The 18,060-nt window shown below is 50.6% G+C and carries 10 protein-coding genes and 1 pseudogene; 4 read left to right on the top strand and 7 right to left on the bottom strand.

What is annotated here, in order from left to right:
* Window positions 1–3: 3 nt before the first annotated feature.
* Together PRU_RS08275 and PRU_RS08280 are read left to right on the top strand one after the other, a co-directional pair.
* The gene (locus PRU_RS08275; protein WP_013063335.1) at window positions 4–1,815 is read left to right on the top strand and encodes a RagB/SusD family nutrient uptake outer membrane protein; all 1,812 of its coding nucleotides are present in this window, start codon (window positions 4–6) and stop codon (window positions 1,813–1,815) included.
* A gap of 30 nt (window positions 1,816–1,845) precedes the next feature.
* Window positions 1,846–3,408, top strand: coding sequence for a DUF4957 domain-containing protein (locus PRU_RS08280; protein WP_013065717.1), 1,563 nt, complete (start codon window positions 1,846–1,848; stop codon window positions 3,406–3,408).
* Between the two features lie 56 nt (window positions 3,409–3,464).
* Here the strand turns inward: PRU_RS08280 and PRU_RS08285 are convergent, their stop codons facing one another.
* The 3 genes and pseudogenes from PRU_RS08285 to PRU_RS08295 all read right to left on the bottom strand — a co-directional run bounded on the left by PRU_RS08285 (window position 3,465) and on the right by PRU_RS08295 (window position 9,106).
* Window positions 3,465–4,385 carry an endonuclease/exonuclease/phosphatase family protein gene (locus PRU_RS08285; protein ID WP_177168139.1) on the bottom strand — a complete coding sequence of 307 codons (921 nt, stop codon included), beginning with the start codon at window positions 4,383–4,385 and terminating at the stop codon, window positions 3,465–3,467.
* Window positions 4,386–4,424: 39 nt separating this feature from the next.
* Window positions 4,425–5,996: a carboxylesterase/lipase family protein gene (locus PRU_RS08290; protein ID WP_143040038.1), complete on the bottom strand. Its 1,572-nt coding sequence runs from the start codon at window positions 5,994–5,996 to the stop codon at window positions 4,425–4,427.
* A 14-nt stretch (window positions 5,997–6,010) separates the two neighbouring features.
* Window positions 6,011–9,106, bottom strand: a pseudogene (locus tag PRU_RS08295) (FAD-binding and (Fe-S)-binding domain-containing protein).
* Between the two features lie 188 nt (window positions 9,107–9,294).
* On the opposite strand from PRU_RS08295, the gene PRU_RS08300 reads away from it, so the two are divergent.
* Window positions 9,295–10,899 carry an L-lactate permease gene (locus PRU_RS08300; RefSeq protein ID WP_013065494.1) on the top strand — a complete coding sequence of 535 codons (1,605 nt, stop codon included), beginning with the start codon at window positions 9,295–9,297 and terminating at the stop codon, window positions 10,897–10,899.
* Here PRU_RS08300 and PRU_RS08305 read toward each other — a convergent pair.
* Window positions 10,892–11,692, bottom strand: a complete 801-nt coding sequence (locus PRU_RS08305; protein WP_143010881.1) for a hypothetical protein — start codon at window positions 11,690–11,692, stop codon at window positions 10,892–10,894. The genes PRU_RS08300 and PRU_RS08305 overlap by 8 nt on opposite strands.
* A 126-nt stretch (window positions 11,693–11,818) precedes the next feature.
* Here PRU_RS08305 and PRU_RS08310 point away from each other — a divergent pair, with 126 nt between their 5' ends.
* Window positions 11,819–13,108: an MFS transporter gene (locus PRU_RS08310; RefSeq protein WP_041385981.1), complete on the top strand. Its 1,290-nt coding sequence runs from the start codon at window positions 11,819–11,821 to the stop codon at window positions 13,106–13,108.
* A gap of 9 nt (window positions 13,109–13,117) precedes the next feature.
* Here the strand turns inward: PRU_RS08310 and PRU_RS08315 are convergent, their stop codons facing one another.
* The 3 genes from PRU_RS08315 to mfd form a co-directional block, all read right to left on the bottom strand.
* Window positions 13,118–13,864: a sensor histidine kinase gene (locus PRU_RS08315; RefSeq protein ID WP_177168138.1), complete on the bottom strand. Its 747-nt coding sequence runs from the start codon at window positions 13,862–13,864 to the stop codon at window positions 13,118–13,120.
* Window positions 13,865–14,039: 175 nt separating this feature from the next.
* The gene (locus PRU_RS08320; protein ID WP_033149828.1) at window positions 14,040–14,465 is read right to left on the bottom strand and encodes an Hsp20/alpha crystallin family protein; all 426 of its coding nucleotides are present in this window, start codon (window positions 14,463–14,465) and stop codon (window positions 14,040–14,042) included.
* A 110-nt stretch (window positions 14,466–14,575) separates the two neighbouring features.
* Window positions 14,576–17,944 (bottom strand): transcription-repair coupling factor, encoded by a 3,369-nt coding sequence (gene mfd, locus PRU_RS08325; protein WP_013063223.1) that lies wholly within the window; start codon window positions 17,942–17,944, stop codon window positions 14,576–14,578.
* Window positions 17,945–18,060: the final 116 nt, after the last annotated feature.

The raw sequence follows: 18,060 nt of genomic DNA on the forward strand, positions 1-18,060 counted from the left end.
AACATGAAGAATAATATCAAATTAGCTATACTGTCAATGTCGCTGATGGGTCTGGCCTCGTGCGACATGGATGCCCCCAGCATCTCAACCCTCGACGAATCATCGGTATTCGCCACCTACTCGCTGGCCGAATCAGAGGTGATGTCGATCCACGTATCATTTGGCGAGACCAACTCATACCGTGGCCGTTTCCTGCCCTACTATGGTGTTAACACCGATGTAGAATGGGGTAACGCACCATCGTATGCCGACCGCGTAAGCGATAAGCAGAGTCTGTGGAACTACAGCACTCAGGCTGCTAACGGACAGATGAACACCGCCAACAATGCCTACGCAAAGTTCTACGAGGGTATCGAGCGTGCCAATCTGGCCATCAAGGGTATCCGCCAATATGGTAACATCGAGAACAACGCCGATATGCGCCACCTGTTAGGCGAGGCCCTCACCCTGCGTGCCGTTATCTATAACGACCTGCTGAAGGCTTGGGGCGACGTGCCTGCACGTTTCGAGCCTAACAACTCAGATAATATGTACCTGCCCCGTACCAACCGCGATGTGATTTACAAGCAGTTGCTGGCCGATCTGTTAGAGGCTGAGGACTATTGCTACTGGGCTAAGGAGAATGCTATCACCAAGACTACCGAACGTGTAAACAAGGACTTTGTTAAGGCCCTGCGTGCCCGTCTGGCTCTCTATGCAGGTGGTTACGGTCTGCGTGGCGATGGCTATCGCCTGTCGAAGGATCCCGAGTTGGCTCCTGAGAAGATGTACCAGATTGCCAAGCAGGAGTGCGAAGAGGTGATTGCCCATGGCAGCAGCAAGCTGGGTTCGTTTAAGGAGAACTTCGTTAAGCTCTGTCAGGATAATGTAACAGCTGGTGGCGAAAGCCTTTGGGAGATTCCATTCTCTGCCGGTCGTGGCCGTGTGCTCTACACATGGGGTTTGAAGCATAACGCTAAGGACCAGTACACCCAGCAGTCGCAGGGTGGTATCAACCGCGCAGTTTCTACTCTGTACTACGATTATGATCCCGAGGATATCCGTCGCGACATTACTGTAGTACCTTACGAGTGGAGTAAGGACCTGAAGGATGGCAATGCGCACGTTGTGCTGAGCGGCTTGAACAAGATGTGCTTCGGTAAGCTGCGCTACGAGTGGATGAACCGTATTGTTACCAGTACCAACGACGATGGTGTAAACTGGCAGTACATGCGCTTGGCTGATGTTTACCTGATGGCTGCCGAGGCCGAGAACGAACTGGGTAACACCGCCGCTGCATGGAGCTATATGAAGCCCGTTCTGGATCGTGTACTCCCCGCTGCTAAGGTATCTGCCCTGCAGACCAAGTACACCGCCTCTCAGCAGGCATTCCGCGAGGGCATCTACGATCAGCGTGCACTCGAGTTTGCTGGCGAGGCTCTGCGTAAGGCCGACCTGGTTCGCTGGGGTATCATCGACCAGAAGATGGCCGAGGCCAAGGCTAAGCTCCAGGCTCTGCAGACACGTACTGGCGACTATGCCGGACTGCCCGACAAGGTTTATCTGAAGACTGTTGAGAACGAGAGCGAGATTGAAATCTACGGTCTGAACAAGGGCGAGAACGATGCCACTGTTATCAACGGTTTCGAAGGCGATTGGGAGAGCAAGAGCTGGTTCGGCAGTGCCGACAAGCCAAGCCTTACCGACGATATTATCGACGGTCTCTACGTGGCTACTCCAAGTCTTAACTGCCTGTGGCCTATCTGGCAGAACTTCATCGACTCAAGCAACAACATGCTGAACAACGATGTTAACTACGGTCAGTTGTCTGATTGAAAATTGAACATTGAAAATTGAAGATTTTTTATGAAAAAAATATATTTAAAATCTATCGTATTTGGTCTGGCTACTGTGGCTTTAGCTTCATGTAGCGACGTTGCCGACGAGATTACGAGCATTGTGTATAACCGTAATTTCTCGCCCACCAGCGTAGAGGCCAAGGTGCGCAACCGCACCAATATTGAACTGAGCTGGAACCTTGGCGATGGCGTAACCAACTATAATGTTGAGGTTTATGCCAACGACAGCTTGACCTTTGCCGGTTCGCCCGTACAGAGTTTCTCTGTAACACCCGATCAGGTGCCCGTGCTTATAACAGGTCTGGATGGCGAAACCCAGTACTCATTCCGTGTTCAGGCCACCGATGGCGATGCCACACGCGACTCAAAGTGGAGCGGTGTGTATGCCAAGACCGAGGCCGAGCAGCTGTTCAAGAACGTGAAGGAAGAGGATATCAAGGCTAAGGAGGTAACCCTGCGCTGGACTGCTGGCGAAGAGGCTGCCACCATCACCCTTACACCTGGTAACATTGTGTATAACATCACAGCTGCCGATATCGCAGCTGGTGCTGCTACCGTTACAGGTCTTACACCTGAAACTGAGTATACCGCTGTGATGGCTCGTGCCAATGGTAAGACTCGTGGTAAGATCAGCTTCACCACAGGCGTATATCTCGAAGAGACCGACATTCTGGTTAAGGCCGGTTCTAATATCGCACAGGCCATCACCGACGCTCCTGAAGGCTATCGCCTCATTGTGGAGCCTGGCACATACGGTATCGCTACCGACGAGGCTGCATTTGGCGGTTCAGTAACGGTTAGCAAGAATCTCACCATCAAGGGTCTGCGCCAGAACGATCATCCTGTTATCAAGGGCCGTTTCAAGGTAGAAGCTTCGCTCACTATCGATCAGGTAACACTCGATGGTAAGGGCACCGATGGCGGTCAGGCATTCGATTTCACAGCTGCCAACACCATCGACCACTTCACTGTTAACAATAGCGAGGTGACCAACTACACCAAGGGATTCTACTATGTGAATAAGGCTGCTAAGATTAACAGCTTGGTTATTAACAACTGTCTCATCAGCAACATCGAGTGTGATGGTGGTGATATGTTCGACTGCCGTGCAGGTGCTATCCTGATGCTCAACATCACCAACAACACTATTTGGAACTCTTGTAAGGGTCGTGACCTGGTACGCTACGACGACAAGTCAGGCAACTTTGCCGGTGTAGCTCCTGTCATCACCATCGATCACAACACCATCGTAGGTGCTTGTAACGATGCAGGAAAGCGCATCCTCTATGTTCGCTTCAAGGGCAACAGTATCACATTCACCAACAACATCGTAACCGCCTCTGCCGGTAACTTCTCTAACCAGAAGAATACCGCCGAGCCTACATTCGAGAACAACTTCTACTCAGGAGCTGATGGTTACGTAACCGAAGGTGCCAACGCCAATGCCCTCTTCGTAGATAAGAGCGGAACCATTGCCGATCCTCAGTTCAAGGACGCCGCTAATGGCGACTTCACTGTAGGCAACGATGCCGTGAAGGATAACAAGGCTGGTGACCCACGCTGGTTCTAATCCACAAGTGATTACATAAAAAGAGAGCTGTGCATCATGCACAGCTCTTTCTTTGTTTAGAACGTAAGACGTACAAATACGGGATAATGATCAGAAGGAAGGCGCTTTTGATGCTTCTGGAAATTAATCTCCTGAGGAGCATCGGCGCCTTTTACTGTATCTGTTTGTTGGGGTGCTTCCGACCAATAGGTGTTAGTTAACACGCCGTAACGCTGTACGGTAAAGGCAGGCGATACAAACACGTGGTCGATACGACTGGCGGTCTTCAATTCAGGATCCCAGCTGTTAAAGGTACCGTTCTCGGCAAAGCGGAACTGCGCCTTCTCAAAGCTGTCGTCCAATACACCCGACTGTGTAAAGATACCATAAATCTCGTTAGTCTGATCCACATTAAAGTCACCTGTCAGCACCACGGGCTTACCCTTAGCAATCTCTTTGATACGCTGCACCACCAGTTTAGCACCCTCACGACGGGCCACAGTACCTACGTGGTCCATGTGCAGATTAAAGTAATAGAACTTCAGGCTGGTACCCTTGAGTTTAAAATAGCCCCACGAGCAGATACGCACACAAGCAGCATCCCAACCCAAACCAGGCTTCTCAGGGGTTTCCGACAACCAGAAGTCGCCGTGATCCAACAGTTTGATTTTGTTACGGTCGTAGAAGATGTTTGAGTGCTCGCCAGCATGCTTACCATCATCGCGACCTAAACCGATACAGTCGTAATCGGTCAGTTGCTTTAATAAGTCCTGACGCTGCGACTCCAATACCTCCTGAGCACCAAAGATGTCCGGATGCTCAAACAGTATCTGACCGCACAATACCGGCATGCGCTGCTGCCAGGCATTACCTGCTTTGGCATCGCCGTCGTTCTGATAACGAATGTTGTAACTGCCCACGTAAAGTTCCTGGGCCTGTGTAGTAATGCTGGCTGCCATCATCATGGCAACCAGCATAAGTTTACTGAATACTTTCATTAGTAGCGTTTAATTATTTGTGTAAATGAATTGAATAAATTATCTGTTCGATTCTACTTCGGCACGCTTTGCACGATAGTAACGATCCACGAAATCAATCTGCTCACGGTTGGGCACATTAATCAGCGATGCACCATTGCTGAACTGCATAGTGGTTGGCTTGCTCTCGTCGAAGGTTGGCCAGTAAGGCAGCCCCTTACCGTTAGGATTACCCGTCTTGGCAAAGTTCACCCAGTACTGCTGAATGATTTCGGCCAGAGCACTCTCGGTAGGATACTTCTGAGGTTGGTCGAGGAACATACCGTTCAGGTACATGATATCATCGGCATGAGCCACACCCTTACGACGCGGATCACGTGAAAAACTCATCTCCGAAGGCTGAGCCAGATAAGCCGCATAAGCCGCACTCTTACCAGTCTTGGCCTGCAAGCTAACCCATGCATACGATGGCCATGCAAAGCCCATATCACGGAAGGCATCGCCAAAGCCGTGCCAAGCCTCGTCGTTGGTAGCACCAGGATAGAACTTCAATGCCTCGTCGGCCCAAGCACCAAAAATGCTCTTCAGCGTTTTCTGATAGTCCTCGGCAGTAATGTTACCTGGGGCAAACAGCGCACCCTCGTCGCTATTGGTCATCACGATTACAGGCACATCGTTATACTCGCCGCGCTCATACATACGATACTGGTCGTCGCAAATCACGTAACCATCCACGCAAGGCCAGAAACCAGCAAAGCCCACGTTACCATCGCACAGTGCCATGGCATCCATGGCACGCAGCTGCTTCAGATTCTTTTTCTTCAGATGCTTCATAAAGGCCACACCCTGCTGCTCGGCACCCTTCTGCGAGGCATCAAGTCCTAACGAACGTGGCGCATCGCTCCAAGGCGCAAACGAGCCACCGCTATGACTGATACAACGATGGAACAAACCACGTGCCAAAGGCGATGCACACAGCATGCTACAGCTGATGGCACCAGCACTCTCACCAAAGATGGTTACCTGATCAGGATCGCCACCAAACTGGGCAATGTTACGCTGTACCCACTGCAGGGCATAAATCTGGTCTAACAATCCGTAGTTACCCGAATGGCCGTCTTTGCTTTCCTTAGTCAGTTCGGGATGGGCCATAAAGCCTAAGGCACCTGTACGGTACTCGATGCTCACGATCACTACACCACGCAGTGCCAGGTGCTTCCACAGGTCGCCACCATACCACTCGGTCTGGAAACCGCCACCGTGAATCCATACCATCACAGGCAGTTTGTCGTTTACGGTCTTAGCTGGTGTGGCAATACCCAGATACAGGCAGTCCTCGCTCATCATATCGGCCGTACGACCAGGACGTGTGGGCTGAGGAGGCATTTTTCCAAACTCATCGCACACGCGTACACCCTCCCAGGCCTTGGCAGGCTGTGGAGCGCGCCAACGCAGATTACCAACAGGAGGTGCTGCGTATGGGATGGCCTTATACACGGCCAGTCCATCGTCCAGTACACCTTGTACATCACCAGTCTCTACATGTGTTGCCAACAGCGGTTGAGCCTCAGCAACAAAGCTGGTTGCCATCACAACAGCAACCAGCATCAGTCTTCTAAGTAACACTTTCATCACTTGTTTAATTATTATTTTTTAGTTGTTGTACATTCATTTACCAGATACACAATACTCATATAAGGTATGCCTGTGTTCGATTCGAGACCAATCTCACAGGTACGACTGTTAGAGTAGCCCACCTCGATATGGTTAGCCTCAATCTGTGGGCGCAGCTTGCGCAATCCGTACTTATTCAGCTCTGGGAAGGTAAAGCCTCTGTCGCCAGCAAAGCCGCAACACCCCACACCCTCGGGTAGGAACACGTTGTTTGAGCACAGCTTAGCCAAAGCTATCATATCCTTATCTACACCCATCTGTCGGGTAGAACACGTCAGGTGCAGTGCTATATGACGGTCGATAGGATGGAAATCCAATCGAGGTACCAGGAACTTCATAATAAACTCGGCAGGCTCGTAGAGGTGCATCTTATGCATCACCTTCTTCATACGGTGCAGACACGGACTCTGGGCGCACAGCACAGGATACTTACCCTCCTCGCTGGCTTTCCACAGGGCTGCCTCCAGTTCGGCACTCTTACGGTCGGCAATATCCAGCATACCCTTACTCTCCCATATCTGGCCACAGCACATACGCTCCATGCCCTCTGGGAAGATTACCTCGTAGCCAGCCTTAGCCATCAACTGTATCACCTCATCCACCAGGTCGTGAATCTTGCCACCACTCTTCGACTGTCCCATGGTCTGATTGATACAGCTGGGGAAGTAAACCACCTTTGAACATTGAACATTCTTGCCTTGCAAGCCAGCAGAGCTGGAGCGGAACATTGAACATTGAACATTTTTATCTTCTGTTTGCGCAGCAGAATGGTCAATGGTCAACGGTGAATGGTCAATGGAATTAATGATAAACTGCGTCAGGTCGCTCTTCTTGGGCTGGCGATGCTTCTTAGGCATAGCGGTAGTCCAGAGTGGCAGGCCCATCTTGTTCATCGTACGACATACGGTAGTCATCAGTGTCGGACCGAGTGTGACGTGTGCGGCATGTGCCACGTCGAGCACTACGCGCAGTCCGCTCTTGATGCCCGCCATATGCTTGGATGCATAATCACCCACCCAGTAGCCCAACGGACGTGTGTTCATGTCCAGTTGTCGTATCAGGTGCGTCAGCTCGCCTGTGTTTATCTTCATGGGGCATGACGTTGAACACAAGCCATCGGTAGCACAGGTCTGATCGCCATAGTACTTATACTGCTTCTGCAGGCGCTACAGGCGCTCGTCGTCCTCACCAGTCTTAATCAGATGACAAATCTCGCGCTGTACGGCAATACGCATACGAGAAGATAGTGTGAGTCCGCACGACATACAGTTAACCTCGCAGAATCCGCACTCAATACACTTGTTGGCACGCTTCACCTGCTCGATGGTTTCCTTGGCTGTACTCAGCTTGTGATCCATCAGGTAGTGTCCGCCATCAGGCACACTCTTGAAGTCGTAATCCAACTCTGGCAGCGGCTTCAGACACTTGATAAAGCAGTCGGGATCGTCGTTGAATATCACACCCTGGTTCAGCAGTCCGTTCGGGTCGAAAATAGCCTTCAGCTCCTTCATCACCTCGTAGGCATTCTCGCCCCACTCGTACTTCACAAATGGTGCCATATTGCGACCCGTACCGTGCTCGGCCTTCAAACTGCCGTCGTAGCCCTCTACCACCAGCTTGGCCACATCGCGCATCATCTCGGCATAACGGGCCACCTCGTGCTCATCGGCAAAGCTCTGATTCAGAATAAAGTGATAGTTACCCTCGAACGCATGACCGTAGATACATGCATCGTCGTAGCCATGATCGGCTATCAGCTTCTGCAACTTCACGGTAGCCTCAGGCAGACTCTCGATGGGGAATGCCACATCCTCAATCAGGCACGAGGTGCCTACCGGACGTGTACCGCCTACCGATGGGAATATACCGCTACGGATGGCCCAGTACTTACCGTACACAGCCGGATCCTCGGTAAACTCGGCAGGAATATAGAGTTTGAATGGACCTAAGCACTCCTTAATCTTCTCGATCTTCAACAGCAGCTGATCGTGGGTAATACCCTTGGTCTCGGTCAGTATAGCCGTTAAGTTATGGTAATCGCCAGGCTGCACGCCCTCAATCTTACCGGCATCCACATCCTGCTTATACTGCAGATAAACGGGATCATCAACCGATGATAGCGACTTATAGTCGAGCATCTCGGCACTCTTCACCATCAGGTTCTCGGCGCTCATCTCCAGGTCTTCGTCGCCAGCCTTCAGCTTCTTCATAGCCACCACAGCCTCGCAACTCTCCTTCATGGTCATAAAGTAAACCATGGCCGATGCCTTGAACGGATAGTCCTTCAGTGTTTTCATCGTTACCTCCGACAGGAAGGCCAGTGTACCCTCGCTACCTACGATAGAGTGTGCGATGATATCAAACGGGTCGTCGTAAGCCACCAGTGGGCGCAGATTCAAACCCGTTACATTCTTAATACTGTATTTCTTGGTAATGCGATTAGTCAGCTCCTGGTCGGCACGTACCTTGTCACGCAGTGCCTCGATCTTAGAGATAAAATCAGGATGTTGTTTCTTGAATGCTTCGCGACTCACCGGGTCGCCAGTATCCAGTACCGTACCATCCGTCAGGATGATACGCGCCGATAGCAGCATACGGTCGCTATTGGCATGCACGCCGCAGTTCATACCCGAGGCATTGTTTACCACGATACCACCTACCATGGCAGCACCGATAGATGCCGGATCGGGTGGGAACACACGTCCGTATGGCTTCAGTATCTGATTAACCCTCGCCCCCACTATACCAGGTTGCAGCTTGATGCTCTCGGCTGTATCCGAAAGCATATACTTCTCCCAATGCTTGCCAGCCACAATGAGCACGCTGTCGGTACAGCTCTGTCCCGAGAGCGATGTGCCAGCAGCACGGAAGGTAAAGGGCAGTTTATACTTGTCGCACAACTGTACAATCTTTGATATCTCGGCCTCACCATCACTACGAAGCACTACCTTCGGAATCTGGCGATAAAAACTGGCGTCGGTACCCCAACCTAAGGTACGTAGCTCGTCGGTGTAAATGCGCTCGGCAGGCATGAATCGCCGAAGTTCTGATAAGAATTCGTTTAGCATAGGGCGCTTGGGTTTAGTTATACTTCGATTTTTGTGAGCAAATATACAAAATTTTTCGATATCACCACACTTTTTCAACGTTTTTTTGACTCTTTTGATTTTTTCACAAAAAAATCGTGGTACGTATCAAAAGTTTTCGTATATTTGTCGGCAGAACTTATATAAATATTCACTAACACTAAAATCCTATGTCAGCATTAGTATCTGCTATCCCTATTCTGTTACTCATTGTATTAATGATGGGTTTCAAGGTATCTGGCTACAAGAGCGCTATCGTTACGCTGATTGTAACCGTTGTATTGGCACTGTTCGCAGCACCAGCCTTAGGCATTGTGCCCGAGAAGTATGCACAGGCAAGCATTGTTGGCATCACGCTATGGTCGGTAGTCGAGGGACTGCTCAAGGCCTGCTTCCCTATCATACTTATTATTATATGTGCGATATTCAGTTATAACATCCTTTGCGAAACCAAGGAGATCGAGACGATTAAAACGCAGTTTATCCAGATGACCTCGGATAAAGGTCTGCTGGTACTGCTGCTTACATGGGGTCTTGGTGGTGTGCTCGAAGGTATGGCAGGCTTTGGTACGGCTGTGGCCATCCCGGCAGCCATCCTGATTGGCTTAGGTTTCAAGCCCATGTTCTCGGCTGTAATCTGTTTGATTGCCAACACCGTAGCTGTAGGCTTTGGTGCTGTGGGATTGCCCGCCACCACACTGGCCAACCAGGTTGCTGCCAGCGGTACCGCTACCCCCGAGGAGCTTTGCGAGGTAGCCACCTTTATTATCCTGCAGCTGTCGCTCATGTTCTTTATCACCCCGTTCCTTATCCTAATGCTTACCGATAAGACCAAGGTTGTCAAGAACATCTGCATTGCATTGTTTGTGGGTTCGTTCTCTATTATCGTGCAGTTCTGCTGTGCCCACTTTATCGGTCCTGAGACACCAGCCATTCTGGGTTCGGTAGCCGCCATCGCCGCCATGCTGATTTACAACAAGCTGTTTATACACGATGAGAATCCTAATGACGAGGTGAAGGTTGAGAAGAAGAACTTCGGTCTGGTTAAAACGCTCAAGGCCTGGAGTGTTTACGGTTTGATTATCTTCTTCATCCTGATCAGTAGTAAGATTGTGCCTCCTGTTAACGAGCTGTTGGGTAGTACACTGGTTACCAAGTTCGAACTGCCCGTTATTGGCAACACCTTTAAGTTTGGCTGGCTGTCGAATGCCGGACTGATGATTTTCCTGGGTGCTGTGATTGGCGGATTGATTCAGGGCATGAGTATCGGTGCCTTGCTGAAACTGCTGGCCAAGACCACACTGAACCTGCAGAAGACGGTGGTTACCATCTGCTGTCTGGTGGCCATGGCTATGCTCATGAACAATGTAGGTATGACTAACGATATCGCTAAGGGTCTGGTAATGCTTACCGGCGTGGCCTTCCCATTCTTTGCACCGCTCATCGGTTCTATCGGTACGTTTGTTACAGGTAGTGCCACCAACGCCAACATTCTGTTTGGTAAGCTGCAGGCCACTGCCGCTACCGACTTAGGATTGGTTAACCAGGGCACTTTCTTTGGTGTGAGTGGTAGCGAGACCAACTGGCTTGCTGCAGCCAACTGTGCCGGTTCCGAAGGTGGTAAGCTGCTGTCGCCACAAAGTATCGCCATCGCAACCGCAGCATGTGATATGGAGGGTCAGGATGGCGATATTATGCGTAAGACCATGCCGTTCGCTATCTTCTGGATACTGATGAACGGCCTGATGGTATTCTTAGGCTTGCACGTTATTTAGCAGGCTGCAGGTACCAGCGTACCGTCCAGCTTAGCTCAGCACCGGGAGCCAGGGTTGTATAAGCACCTTGGCTCTCGAGTTCTATATAGGTCTTGCCACGGTTCACGTACACCTGAATCTCGGCCTCACCAGGAGCAGGCTCATCAGCCTTCAGGTCGGCAAACTTCTTGGTCAGCACCAGTCCGTTGTTCTCGTAGCTCAGCCAGCCCTTACCGTCGGCATTCACCTTACGGTTCTGCTGGGCCTCGTCGGCAGCATAGCAAGCCACTCCGTCTTTCTGCTCAAAGTTCATCAAGCCAGCAGGCCAGATGCTCTCCACAGGGGCATCAAACTTAATCACACCGGCATTAGGCACACGGGTAATCTCCCAAGGAGCCACTTTACGTTCCTCACCACTCTCGTTTATGATCGAATAGGTAATCACAATGGCACCATCCTTCTTGTCGGTACTGAAGTCCTTGCGCACACGGTACTTCAGCTTCTCCGATACCGGACTGGTCATCACCAGATGCCCGTCTTTCTCTACCACCTCGTACACGCCCTTGTCGAGTTCGAATACGGGAGGCCAGTTCCACTCCTTCTGCGGACTTGTCCAGAAGGTGCTACCGAAGCTTTCGGGCCACCTGAGCTGCGAAATAACTTCCTGATCCTGATACTTGAGCGACGTGATTTTAGCGCCCTTTTCGGGGGTGATGGTCATGGTTACATCACCAATCTTCACCTCTTTGGTCTGAGCCATAGCAGCCGATGACATGAGCAGGGCTACAGCCGAAAGCATTACAATTCGTTTCATACTTATAGTTGATAATGATTTTTTTGATGTTAGACGCACGCCAAGGGCAAAAGTTAAGCCTCATTATAGTTCGTTAACGTTAGTTGTTTTGTTTTGTGCGCGCTTAATCGTACCTTTGCACCCGAAATGGATAAACTTTGGAATAGGAACTACTGCAAGGTAATGGCAGCCAACTTTACGTTGTTTTTTGCCTTTTACGTGCTTACACCACTGTTGCCGCTCTACCTGAGCGAGCACTTCGGAGCCACTAAGGACGTGATCGGACTGGTGCTTTCGGGCTATACCATCACCGCCCTGCTGTTTCGTCCGTTCAGCGGCTATGTAGTAGATTCGTTTCCCCGCAAAATGGTGCTCATGGTGTCGTTTAGCGTGTTTGCCATCTTCTTTGCCGGCTACCTGGCCGCCTCTACCCTGTTGCTGTTCACCATTGTGCGCACGCTGCATGGCGGTCCGTTCGGCGCCCTCACCGTGGCCAATTCTACCGTGGCCATCGATGTGCTGCCCAGCAGCCGTCGTACCGAGGGTATCGGCTATTACGGCTTGAGCAACAATCTGGCCATGGCCATCGCCCCCACCATCGGCATTTTCATCTACCAGCTTACCAACAGCTTCGAGTTTCTGTTCTGGTTAGCGCTCATCGTAGCCACCACAGGCTGGCTGATCGATAGTACTGTAAAGCTTAAGCCTAGAGATTCTAGCCAGGCTAGAAGCTCAAGGCTCTCACTCGACCGCTTCTTCCTTACACGTGGCTGGCTGTTGGGCCTGAACATGGTGGCTTTTGGCTTTAGTTTTGGTGTGCTTAGCAACTATCTGGCCATTTATGGTAAGGAGGTAATGGGTATTACCGGTGGCACAGGCACCTATTTCATGCTGTGCTCAGTAGGTCTTATCCTCAGTCGCCTGCAGGGTAGCAAAGCCCTCCGCGACGGTCGTGTAACCCATAACGCCGCTACCGGTATGGTCATCTCCCTGGTAGGCTACACATTGTTTATACTCATGCCAACCTTGGCTCAAAGTTCCATGGTCAATGGTCAATGTTCAATGGTCAATGGTCAATGTTCAATGGTCAATGGTCAATGGTCAATGTTCAATGGTCAATGGTCAATGTTCATCGGCTACTACGGTTCCGCATTGTTGATTGGTTTAGGCAACGGTCATATGTGGCCTGCGTTCCAGAACATGACCATCAATGTGGCCACCAACAAACAGCGTGGCACTGCCAACAGTACCATCCTTATCTCGTGGGATATCGGTATGGGATTAGGTATTCTGGCTGGTGGTATCGTAGCCGAGCTCATTAGCTATAGCGCAGCCTTCTGGACGGTAGTACTCGTTAACGGTACGGGTGTAGCCACGTATTTCCTGGCTACGCGCGCCTTCTTCCTGCGCCGTAACCTCAATCCTACCGTACGATAAAATCAATGATTAGCGTACCAGCCCCTTCTTCATGTCGCGCATCTTACAAGGTATCCAAACCGTAACATGGGTACCCTTGCCTTTCTCCGACTTCAGGTCGATGGTGCCATGCAGCCCCTCAACAATCGACTTGCAGATAGATAAGCCCAGACCCGAACGCTGATTAAACAGTGCCAGCGAATCGTTACCCTGAATGAGTGTTGAGAAGTTCGACTTGAAGTCCTGAGGCTCACCGTCGCCTGTATCAATCACTTCTATCTTCAAGCCATTATCGGCATAATCATAATCGATGGTAATGGTACCCTCCTGGGTGTGCGCAAGCGCATTGTGCAACAGGTGTGTCATCAGCTGATACATCAGGTTGGTATCTACCATGCCCTTGGCGTGAGGCGATAATGGCGAACGTACAACTACTTGTACATTGGCACCTGCGTCGCGCTGAGCCTCACGGCGATACGACGCTATCAGCTCGGCCAGATTCACCTCTATCAAGGTAAAAGTGGCCATATTACTATCAAAGCTCGACAGTTCGAGTAGCTGCGATATAAAATACAGCAGCTGCTTACCATTCTGGTTAATGGTAGTCATCATGGCTTTCAGTTTCTTCGGATCAGACTCTTCATTATCCAGCAGCTTCTGACTATCGGTAATAATAGCATTCAAAGGCGTACGCAAGGCATGACTCACATTGGCCATAAACACCGTTTTAATACGCTCGCTACGCTGTGCACGACCTATTTCATTTCTTAGGCGCACGTGATAATAATGCTGCACCAAAAAAAGACAGATTGCAAACAAAACCAGAATCAGAATAAAAATAATCGATTGCCAACTCATAATGCTGTATTTTAGGTTTTAGACTGCAAAGATAAGAAATAATCCGAAAAAAAAGAAGCAGTTAACATTTGTTAACTGCTTCTCCAATGTTTTATTATGCAATGTCTATCTGTCGCGATAGCTTTACCTTCTCTTCTTCTATCTTAGGCAACTCTACGGTAAGTACTCCGTTCTCTACGCGTGCCTTAATGTCCTCCTTCTTCACATCGTCGGGCAGTATCAGTGTCTGCTCAAACTTCGAGTACGAGAACTCGCGGCGCAGATAGCGCATATTCTTATCCTCATCCTTGTGCTCCTGCTTCTGTTCCATCTTAATAATCAGGTTGCCCTCATCGTTAATATGAACATTAAAATCCTCCTTCTTCATGCCCGGTGCTGCAAGCTCTACGGTGTAGGCCTTGTCGCTTTCTTTTACGTTAATAGCAGGTGCTGTGCAATTTGCCTTCGGCATATACTCGGTGTCGAACAAATCTGCAAATACACTTGGAATCCAACTGTTAGTTCTCATTACTGGCATCATAATTTTTACCTCCTAATTCTATTTTTTTAAATTGTTAAACCATGTTGTTGAGCGCCTAGTGGCGTTCACAATCCATGATTGCAAAACAGATACCAGAGGCAAAGTATGCGTCAGATTGACATAATCTCCTGACAGATTGTCAGTGCAGAAGCTACAGTAGGTACTTCCGAAATCACCACCGAATGCTTGCCCTTACCCTCGCGGAAGTTGCACTTACGGGGATAGCGCGACACGTACTGCAGTATCTTACCAAAGGCCTCGCTCTGGAAGTAAGGACTATCGTCGCGACTCACAAAGTAGAAGAACATCTTCTGCTGCTTCAGCATGATTTTCTCGATACCCAGCTGCTTACCGGCCACACGTAACGGTACCACCAGAATCAGCTCCTCGCTCACAGCTGGTATGGCACCAAAACGGTCAACCAAACGCTTGCGATAGGCATCCAGCTGCAACTCCAACTGGGTACTGTTGGCCAGGTTGTCAAGCTCACGATACAGCAGCATGCGCTCCGAATCGCTCGGCACATACTGATCGGGGAAGTACATCTCGATATCGCTATCCAGCGCACAGTCGTCAACCCAGGAGATATTACTAGTCTCACTAGCCAGGCTAGCCGGGCTAGTTTTTCCAGCGGCAGAATCTGCCGCTGAAGCGGCCGATTCGGCCGAAGCTAGGAATTCGGGCTCTTCGTTTTTAAGCTCACTCATTGCCTGACTCAGAATCTTCTGGTACGTTTCGTAGCCCAAGTCGGCAATAAAGCCGCTCTGCTCCGAGCCCAACAGGTTTCCGGCACCACGGATGTCCAGATCCTGCATGGCGATGTTAATACCCGAACCTAAGTCGGAGAAGTTCTCGAGGGCCTCCAGTCGTCGGCGACTCTCCGGGTTCAGTGCCGAGAGTGGTGGTGCCAGCAGATAGCAGAAGGCCTTGCGGTTGCCACGTCCCACACGACCGCGCATCTGGTGCAGATCGCTCAGTCCGAAGTTATGGGCGCCATTGATAATGATGGTGTTGGCATTAGGTATGTCGATACCGTTCTCAACGATGGTGGTCGAGAGCAGTATGTCGTAATCGTAGTTCGAGAAGTCGAGGATAATCTTTTCCAGCTCCTCGGGCTTCATCTGTCCGTGTCCGATACATATACGCGCATCGGGCACGTACTTCTGTATAATCTCGGCTATATGCTGCAAATCTGAAATACGGTTGTTCACAAAGTACACCTGTCCGTTTCGGCTCATCTCGTAGTTCACAGCCTCGGCAATAATCTCCGGACTAAAGGTATGGATCTCGGTCTGTATCGGATAGCGGTTAGGTGGTGGCGTTTGTATCACACTCAGATCGCGTGCGCCCACCAGCGAGAACTGCAGCGTACGTGGTATAGGCGTGGCACTCATCGTGAGTGTATCTACCGATGTCTTCATCTGGCGCAGCTTTTCCTTGGTTGATACACCGAACTTCTGCTCCTCGTCGATAATCAGCAGTCCCAAGTCCTTAAACTTCACGCTCTTGCTAATCAGTCGGTGCGTGCCGATGATGATATCTATCTTACCCTCGGCCAGATCTTTCTGTATACGATTGGTATCCTTAGTGGTACGTGCACGCGTCAGGTAATCCACCGTTACAGGCATGTCTTTCAGTCGGTTGCTGAACGTACGGAAGTGCTGATAAGCCAGCACCGTAGTAGGCACCAACACTGCCACCTGCTTGCCATCCACAGCGGCTTTAAAGGCTGCACGCACAGCCACCTCGGTCTTACCAAAGCCCACATCACCGCACACCAGTCGGTCCATGGGTCGTGCCTTTTCCATATCGGCCTTCACATCCTGCGTAGCCTTCAGCTGGTCGGGTGTATCCTCATACAGGAACGATGCCTCCAGCTCGTGCTGCAGATACGAGTCGCGACTAAAGGCAAAGCCCTTTTCCTTCCTACGCTTGGCATACAGTTTTATCAGGTCGCGTGCTATCTCCTTAATGTGCTGCTTGGTGCGCTCCTTCAGGCGCTCCCACTGCCCCGTACCCAAGGTCGAGAGTCGTGGTGCCTCGCCATTATCCTGCGACTTGTATTTGGCCACCTTATACAGCGAGTGGATGCTCACGTAGATGGCATCGCCATGCTGATAGGTGAGCTTGATCATCTCCTGATAGCCATCGCCCTGTGGCATGCGTACCAGTCCGCCGAACCGTCCCACGCCATGATCCACGTGTACCACGTAGTCGCCAATCTCAAACTGCTGTATCTCCTTCAGCGTCAGCGCCATCTTTCCGCTACGGGCCTTGTCGCTCTTCAGGTTGTACTTATGGAAACGGTCAAATATCTGGTGGTCGGTAAAGAAGCACACCTTCAGGTCGTCGTCGATAAAACCCTCGTGCAGTGTCTTATCTACCGGTGTAAAACGTATCTGTGCATGCTCACCCTCGTTTTCGGCACGCTGTGCAAAGATATCCTTCAAGCGTTCGTTCTGCTTGGCACTGTCGGCCAGTATATACACTTGGTAGCCCTGGTGCAGATAGTTGTCGAAAGCCTGAAACAGCATCTCAAAGTTCTTATGGAACAGAGGCTGAATGGTGATATCGAATCGGATGATGCTGCAGTCGGATATCGAGGCACGATGACCGAACTCAATCCTGCGGAAGCCCTCGGCCTGATGCATGAACTGCACGCCTGTTACCAGCGGCATATCCTCCTGGAAAGCGGCATCGATGGCATCGCGCACATACAGATAGTCCTTGGTGGCAATGATGGTATCCTGGGGCAACAACGACAGGAACGGCTCCTGAGCTGCCTCGTCGGCCTCCAGTTCGGGCACTATCTCTACCCTGTCACGTGCATCCAGCGAGAGCTGATCCTCTACCTGGAAGGTGCGCACGCTCTCCACATCGTCGCCAAAAAAGTCGATACGATACGGGTACTCGCAGCTATAGCTATACACGTCGAGGATAGAGCCACGCAACGCAAACTGTCCGGGCTCGTACACGTAGTCCACCTCGTTAAAGCCCAACTCGCGCAACTGTTTGGTAATATCGCCTACGGGTACCTCCTGCCCTTTCTCAATCACCACCGTACGGTCGTTCAGCGTTTGCTTAGGCACCACCATTTCGGCCAGCGCCTCGGGATAGGTTACGATGAACACCGATTTGTCGATCTGTGTCATAACCTCGGTGCGCAGGATCTGTGAGGCAGAATCAAGCTGTCCGTACTTGATGGCACGACGGTAGCTGCTTGGGAAGAACAGCACCTGTCGGGTGCCCAACAGCTGTGTCAGGTCGTGATAAAAGTAGCCCGCCTCCTCGGCATCCTGCAGTATAAACAGGATGGGCGACTTGCACTTAGCAGCCAGACTACCAAACAACATGGGTGCACTCGAGGCCAACAGCCCCTCAAGGAAAATACGTCGTGTAGCCGCATTTTCTATCTCATGAGCCAGCGCCGCCACCTGTGGCAACTTGGCATATACCTTCTCTAGTTCTTCTATCTTCATTGTGATTCGCGGACAAAGATACAAAAAAAGGCACGAATAACGCGAATTTACACGAATTAATTTATTTTCTTCGCGTTAATTCGCGTATTTCGTGCCTAAACACACTCTGGCGCTAC

The sequence above is a fragment of the Xylanibacter ruminicola 23 genome, assembly GCF_000025925.1.
Taxonomy (GTDB): domain Bacteria; phylum Bacteroidota; class Bacteroidia; order Bacteroidales; family Bacteroidaceae; genus Prevotella; species Prevotella ruminicola.

Coding starts and splice junctions, on each gene's coding strand:
- PRU_RS08275 (WP_013063335.1), top strand. CDS start 4: ATGAAGAATAATATCAAATTAGCTATACTGTCAATGTCGCTGATGGGT.
- PRU_RS08280 (WP_013065717.1), top strand. CDS start 1,846: ATGAAAAAAATATATTTAAAATCTATCGTATTTGGTCTGGCTACTGTG.
- PRU_RS08285 (WP_177168139.1), bottom strand. CDS start 4,385: ATGAAAGTATTCAGTAAACTTATGCTGGTTGCCATGATGATGGCAGCC.
- PRU_RS08290 (WP_143040038.1), bottom strand. CDS start 5,996: ATGAAAGTGTTACTTAGAAGACTGATGCTGGTTGCTGTTGTGATGGCA.
- PRU_RS08300 (WP_013065494.1), top strand. CDS start 9,295: ATGTCAGCATTAGTATCTGCTATCCCTATTCTGTTACTCATTGTATTA.
- PRU_RS08305 (WP_143010881.1), bottom strand. CDS start 11,692: ATGAAACGAATTGTAATGCTTTCGGCTGTAGCCCTGCTCATGTCATCG.
- PRU_RS08310 (WP_041385981.1), top strand. CDS start 11,819: ATGGATAAACTTTGGAATAGGAACTACTGCAAGGTAATGGCAGCCAAC.
- PRU_RS08320 (WP_033149828.1), bottom strand. CDS start 14,465: ATGATGCCAGTAATGAGAACTAACAGTTGGATTCCAAGTGTATTTGCA.
- mfd (WP_013063223.1), bottom strand. CDS start 17,944: ATGAAGATAGAAGAACTAGAGAAGGTATATGCCAAGTTGCCACAGGTG.